General features: G+C 73.1%; 6 protein-coding genes. 5 read left to right on the forward strand and 1 reads right to left on the reverse strand.

Features of this window, described 5'->3' with window-relative positions; all coding sequences use genetic code 11:
* Positions 1-223: 223 nt before the first annotated feature.
* From ftsE to rpoH, 5 genes are all read left to right on the forward strand, one after another.
* Positions 224-901, forward strand: a complete 678-nt coding sequence (gene ftsE, locus MBSD_RS07640) for a cell division ATP-binding protein FtsE (RefSeq protein WP_062536593.1) — start codon at positions 224-226, stop codon at positions 899-901.
* Complete coding sequence (ftsX, locus tag MBSD_RS07645) at positions 898-1881, forward strand: permease-like cell division protein FtsX (RefSeq protein ID WP_062536595.1); 984 nt, start codon at positions 898-900, stop codon at positions 1879-1881. Before ftsE ends, ftsX begins: the two co-directional genes overlap by 4 nt.
* 75 nt (positions 1882-1956) lie before the next feature.
* The gene (locus MBSD_RS07650) at positions 1957-2796 is read left to right on the forward strand and encodes a response regulator (RefSeq protein WP_062536596.1); all 840 of its coding nucleotides are present in this window, start codon (positions 1957-1959) and stop codon (positions 2794-2796) included.
* Complete coding sequence (gene ung, locus MBSD_RS07655) at positions 2793-3518, forward strand: uracil-DNA glycosylase (RefSeq protein WP_062536598.1); 726 nt, start codon at positions 2793-2795, stop codon at positions 3516-3518. The genes MBSD_RS07650 and ung overlap by 4 nt, the downstream gene beginning before the upstream one ends.
* A gap of 108 nt (positions 3519-3626) precedes the next feature.
* Positions 3627-4484, forward strand: coding sequence for an RNA polymerase sigma factor RpoH (gene rpoH / locus MBSD_RS07660; protein ID WP_062536600.1), 858 nt, complete (start codon positions 3627-3629; stop codon positions 4482-4484).
* Between the two features lie 161 nt (positions 4485-4645).
* Here rpoH and MBSD_RS07665 read toward each other — a convergent pair.
* A partial coding sequence (locus tag MBSD_RS07665; RefSeq protein WP_062536603.1) for a primosomal protein N' occupies positions 4646-6335 on the reverse strand: 1690 nt, incomplete at its 5' end.

The raw sequence follows: 6335 nt of genomic DNA on the forward strand, positions 1-6335 counted from the left end.
GGAGCGCGGCGAACGCCGCCGCCACGGCGGCCAGCGTGCGCGCGAGGAGCGCGCGGCGCCGCCCGCGGCCGCGCCTGCCGCGGCGCCGGCCGCGGAGAAGCCGAGCTTCCTGCGCCGTCTCGGTGCGCTGTTCCGGCGCCGCTGATGCGGCGCGCGGCGGGGCTGGCGTGCCGGCGCGTTCCGGCTATGCTGCGCCGGTTGCCCGCACGCGCCATGCCGTGACGTGATCCGTTTCGACCAGGTCAGCAAACGCTATGCCGCCGGCCAGGAGGCGCTGTCGCAGCTCTCCTTCCACATCGCGCCCGGCGAGATGGTGTTCGTCACCGGCCATTCCGGCGCCGGCAAGAGCACGCTGCTGAAGCTGCTGGCGTTGATCGAGCGGCCGACGCGCGGCACCGTGACGCTGGACGGGCAGAACCTCGGCACCGTCGGCGTGCGCGGCATCCCGCGCCTGCGGCGCAAGCTCGGCATGGTGTTCCAGGACCACCGCCTGCTGCTCGACCGCAGCGTGTTCGCCAACGTCGAGCTGCCGCTGGTGATCGCCGGCGTGCCGCCGGAGGAGCGCGCCAGGCGCGTGCGCGCGGCGCTGGACAAGGTCGGCCTGCTCGCCTACGAGAAGCAGCCGCCGGCGCTGCTCTCCACCGGCGAGCAGCAGCGCGTCGGCATCGCCCGCGCGATCGTCGCCAAGCCGGCGTTGCTGATCGCCGACGAGCCGACCGGCAACCTCGACCCGCAGCTCTCGCTGGAGATCATGCAGCTGTTCGCCGATTTCCAGCAGGTCGGCACCACGGTGGTGATCGCCAGCCACGACCTGATGCTGATCAAGCGCATGAAGAAACGCGTGATCGTGCTCGACCACGGCAGGCTGATCGCCGACCTCGCCGCCGAGGAGGTGGCGTGAGCGCGCGCCGCCGCGACGCCGCCGCGCGCGGCGAGCCCTCGGCGCGGCCGGCGCCGCGCGGCCGCCTGCGCGCCTGGCGCGAACAGCACGCCTGGTGTCTCGCCGCCAGCGTGCGCCGGCTGGCCGAACGCCCGCTGGGCACGCTGCTGACGGTCGCCGTGATGGGCTTCGCGCTGGCCCTGCCGCTGGCGTTCTACCTGCTGCTCGGCAACGTGCAGCGCCTCGGCGCCGCGCTGGGCGAGACGCAGGCGGTCAGCGTGTTCCTCAAACCCGGGCGCGACGCGCCGGCGGCGCAGGCGCTGGCGGCGCGGCTGCGCGGGCGCGTCGACGTCGCCGCGGTGACGGTGAAGACGCCGCAGCAGGGCCTGCGCGAGCTGGCCGCGCTGGAAGGCTTCGCCCCGGCGGTGGACGCCCTGGGCGACGGCAATCCGCTGCCCTACGTGCTGGTGGTGGAACCGCGGCCGGAACTGGCGCGCGCCGCGGTGACGACCCTGGTCGAGACGCTGCGCACGCTTCCCGACGTCGACCTGGTGCAGGATGACGGCGCCTGGCGCGAGCGCCTCGACGCGCTGGTCGGCGTCGCGCGGCGCGCGGTGCAGCTGCTCGCGGCGCTGCTGGCGCTGGCGGCGCTGCTGGTGGTCGGCAACACCGTGCGCCTCGACATCCGCTCGCGCGCCGACGAGATCGCGGTGCTGCAGCTGGTCGGCGCCAGCGCCGGGTTCGTGCGCCGGCCGTACCTGTACGAGGGCGTGTGGTACGGACTTTGCAGCGGCGTGGTCGCGGTGCTGCTGGTGCTGCTGCTGGAGCTGGCGCTGGCCGGGCCGGCGGCGCGGCTGGCCGGCAGCTATGGCGGCCAGCTCGGCTTCGCCGGCATCGCCGCGCCGGTGCTGCTGACGGTGCCGTTCGGCGCCGCGCTGCTGGGCTGGCTGGGCGCACGGCTGGCCAGCGCGCGCCACCTGGGGGCGACCATGCCGCACTAGGGCCGGCCCGGGCGCATCGGGTAGTGTGGGAGCGCGGGCTCCGGGCGACGACGCACGGGGCCCCACGGGGGTGGGATGGAAACGCGAATCACGCGCCACGACAGCAGCGAGACGCCGCGGGTGATGGTCGTGGACGGCTCGAAAGTGGTGCGCCGCATGCTGCAGCAATTGCTGCAGGCGCAGGTGCCGGGCGTGGAAGTGGTCGCCTGCGAGTGCGGCGCGGAAGCCGAGCGCCGGCTCGAGGCCGGCGCCGTCGATCTGGTGACCACCGCGCTCAGGCTGCCCGACATGGACGGCCTCGAGCTGGCGCGGCGTTTCCGCGAACGCGCCGCGCAGGCCTACGTGCCGATCGTGGTGGTGTCGGGCGACGTGCAGGAGCGTCTGCAGAGCCGCACGCTGACCGACGACGTCACCGACTATTTCGACAAGTCGCTCGGCTTCGGCGCGCTGGCCGAGTTCATCCGCGGCTACGTGCGCCCGGACCGCCAGGCCAGCGGCGAGGTGCTGTACGTCGAGGACAGCCGCGTGGTCGCGCTGGCGACGCGCCGCATGCTGGAGAAGCACGGCCTCACCGTGCAGCACGTGGTCAGCGTCGAGGATGCGCTGGCGCTGCTGGAGACCGCGCAGGCGCAGGGCCGCATCGGCGCCGACCTGGTGCTGACCGACGTCAGCCTGAAGGGCGAGCTGACTGGCGGCGACTTGCTCGAGCGCATCCGCCACCGCTACGGCTACGGCAAGGGCCAGCTGCCGGTGCTGGTGATGACCGGCGACGACAATCCGAAGAACCAGGCGGCGCTGCTGAAAGCCGGCGCCAACGACCTCGTGCAGAAACCGATCGAGGAGCAACTGCTGATCACCAAGCTGCTGTTCCAGCTGCGCGTGTCGCAGCGCCTGCGCGCCGCGGTGCCGGCGTGAACGAGGCCGCGGCCGAAGCGCCGGCGCGGCTGCGCCTGGAAGCATCCTGGAAGGCGCGGCTCGGCCGCTGGTTCCTGCGCCCGGAGATGGTCGCGCTCGGCGAATTCCTGCGCGCCGAGAAGCGCGCCGGCAAGGTGATCTACCCGCCGGGCCCGCTGATCTTCGCGGCGTTCGACGCCACGCCGTTCGAGGCGGTCAAGGTGGTGATCCTCGGCCAGGATCCCTACCACGGCCCCGGGCAGGCGCACGGCCTGTGTTTTTCCGTGCCGCCGGGCGTGCCGCCGCCGCCGTCGCTGGAGAACATCTTCAAGGAGATCGAGCGCGACCTCGGCATCCCGCGTCCGCCCCACGGCTGCCTGACCTCCTGGGCGCGCCAGGGCGTGCTGCTGTTGAACGCCGTGCTGACCGTCGAGCGCGGCCTGGCCGGCTCGCACCAGGGGAAGGGCTGGGAGGGCTTCACCGATGCCGCCATCGACTGCCTCAACCGCGAGCGCGAGGAGCTGGTGTTCATGCTCTGGGGCAGCTACGCCCAGGCCAAGGGCCGGCTGATCGACACCCGCCGCCACCTGGTCCTGAAGGCCCCGCATCCCTCCCCGCTGTCGGCCCACCGCGGCTTCCTGGGCTGCGGCCATTTCTCTTACGCAAACAGATACTTGCAAGAGCATGGCCAGACCCCGATCGATTGGTCCCTGCCGGCGAACGCCGAGTTCACGCCGGCCTAACGCATTTCCTGTACGAAGTGGTATAGTTAACCGACCCCGCGGAACCTTCCCCGGGGCTTAGCACTCTCAGCGCGGGAGTGCTAAATTCGGTCGTCAGGAGGTCCACGCATGTCCCAGGCCCTGGTCGCCAACAATCTGCCGATCCCCAGCGTGGTCGGCAGCCTCGATGCCTACATCTCGGCGGTGCACCGCATCCCGGTGCTGAGCCTCGAGGAAGAGCGGGAGCTCGCGCAGCGCTACCGCAAGTCGGACGATCTCGCCGCGGCCAAGCAGCTGGTGCTTTCGCACCTGCGCTTCGTCGTGCACGTGGCGCGCGGCTACAACGGCTACGGCCTGCAGCTCGCCGACCTGATCCAGGAAGGCAACATCGGCCTGATGAAGGCGGTCAAGCGCTTCGACCCGGAGCAGGGCGTGCGCCTGGTCTCGTTCGCGGTGCACTGGATCCGCGCCGAGATGCACGAGTTCATCCTGCGCAACTGGCGCATCGTCAAGGTCGCCACCACCAAGGCGCAGCGCAAGCTGTTCTTCAATCTGCGCAAGTCGAAGAAGCGCCTCGGCTGGATGAACGCCGAGGAAGTGCGCACGGTCGCCAAGGAGCTGGGCGTGCCGGAAGCGACGGTGTTGGAGATGGAGGCGCGCCTGAACGGCCACGACGTGGCCTTCGACGCGCCGGCCGACGCCGACGAGGACGCGCGGCCCGCGCCGGTCGCCTATCTGGTCGAGCAGGGCGCCGACCCGTACGAGTCGGTGGCCGAGGCCGACCAGGAAGAGAACCAGCTGGAGACGCTGCAGCAGGCGCTGGACAAGCTCGACGCGCGCTCGCGCGACATCGTGCAGCGGCGCTGGCTGGCCGACGAGAAGGCCACGCTGCAGGATCTGGCCGACGAGTACGGCGTTTCCGCCGAGCGCATCCGCCAGATCGAAGCCAACGCGATGAAGAAGATGCGCGCGCTGTTCGTGGCCTGAGCCACGCCTTGTGCAGCCCGATTCGACGGCCCCCGCGCGGGGCCGTCGGCGTTTGAGCGCCTTGGATATTTTTCTGGACGCGGATCTGGGCAGGGACTTCATCCGCGCGAATCCGCGTCGACCGGTGTCCAAAAATGGCTCGGTGCGTTCCGCGCCCTACCCTAGTAGAGATCGACCGGATCCACGTCCAGCGACCAGCGCACGCGCCGTGCCGACGGCAGCGCGGCGAGCACGGCGTGCCAGGCCGGCAGCACGCGGCGCAGCGGCGCGCGCGTGTCGGCCTCCAGCAGCAGCTGCGCACGGTACTGGCCGGCGCGGCGCGCCATCGGCGCCGGCATCGGCCCGCTGACGCGCAGTTGGGCGTCGGCCGGCAGCGCGGCGGCGGCGTCCGCGAGGAACGCATCGGCGTGCTCGGCCCGCGCCGCCTGCGCGCGCAGCAGCGCCATGTGCGCGTACGGCGGCAGCTGCGCGGCGCGGCGCTCCTCCAGCATCGCCGTCGCCAGCGCGGCGTAGCCTGCGCGCAGCAGCGTCGCCAGCAACGGGTGGTCGGGATGGTGGGTCTGCAGCCAGACCGCGCCCGGCTTGCGCGCGCGCCCGGCGCGGCCGGCCACCTGCACGATCTGCTGCGCCAGCCGCTCGCCGGCGCGGAAGTCGACGCTGTACAGGCCCTCGTCGACGCCGACCACCGCGACCAGGGTGAGGTTCGGCAAGTCGTGGCCCTTGGCCAGCATCTGCGTGCCGACCAGGATGGCGGCGCCGTCGGCGGGCAGGCCGCCGAGCAGCGTCTCGAACGCGTCGCGACGGCGCGTGGTGTCGCGGTCGATGCGCACCACCGGCACCGCGGGAAAACGCGCGGCCAGCGCCTCCTCCAGCCGCTCGGTGCCGTGGCCCTGCGGCGTCAGCGCGGTGCCGCCGCACTCGGGGCAGGCGGCCGGCGCCGGCCGCTCGCTGCCGCAGTGATGGCAGGCCAGCGCGTTGCGTCCGCGGTGCAGCGTCAGCGGCTTGTCGCAGCGCGGACAGGCCGCGTGCCAGCCGCAGGCGTGGCACAGCAGAACCGGCGCGTAGCCGCGCCGGTTCTTGAACACCAGCGCCTGCTCGCCGCGATGGAGGCAATCGGCCAGCGCCGCCAGCAGCGCCGGCGACACGCCGTGCTCGAGCCGGCGGCCGCGCACGTCGAGCACGCGCAGCGTCGGCGGCTGCGCGGCGGCGGCGCGCGCCGGCAGGCGCAGATGGCGATAGCGGCCGGCGGCAACGTTGGCCAGGCTCTCCAGCGACGGCGTCGCCGAGCCGAGCACGATCGGCACGCCGCGCGCGCGCGCGCGCACCAGCGCGAGGTCGCGCGCGTGATAGCGGAAGCCTTCCTGCTGCTTGTACGAGGTGTCGTGTTCCTCGTCGACCACGATCAGGCCGAGGTCCGGCAGCGGCGCGAACACCGCCGAGCGCGTGCCCAGCAGCACGTGCGGGCCGCCGCGGCGCGCGCGCAGCCAGGCGCGCGCGCGCTCGCCCTCGGCGAGGTTGGAGTGCAGCACGTCGACCCGGTCGCCGAAGCGCTCGCGCAGGCGCCGCACGGTCTGCGGCGCCAGGCCGATTTCCGGCACCAGCAGCAGCGCTTGCCGTCCATCGGCGAGCGTGCGTTCGATCAACGCGAGGTAGACCTCGGTCTTGCCGCTGCCGGTGACGCCGTCCAGCAGGAACGGCTGGAACGCGCCGGCCGCGGCCGCGACCGCCTGCACCGCCGCCTGCTGCTCGGCGTTGAGCGACGCGGGCGATGCCGGCGGCGGGTCGGCCGGCGGCGCCTCCGCCTCGTAGCGTTCCAGCAGGCCGGCGGCGGCCAGCCGGCGCGCGGCGGCG

It is taken from the genome of Mizugakiibacter sediminis (assembly GCF_000953855.2).
Classification (GTDB): domain Bacteria; phylum Pseudomonadota; class Gammaproteobacteria; order Xanthomonadales; family Rhodanobacteraceae; genus Mizugakiibacter; species Mizugakiibacter sediminis.

What these genes read in the sequence shown, in the direction of transcription:
- MBSD_RS07650 (WP_062536596.1), top strand. Translation starts at nt 1,957, where the DNA reads ATGGAAACGCGAATCACGCGCCACGACAGCAGCGAGACGCCGCGGGTG.
- rpoH (WP_062536600.1), top strand. Translation starts at nt 3,627, where the DNA reads ATGTCCCAGGCCCTGGTCGCCAACAATCTGCCGATCCCCAGCGTGGTC.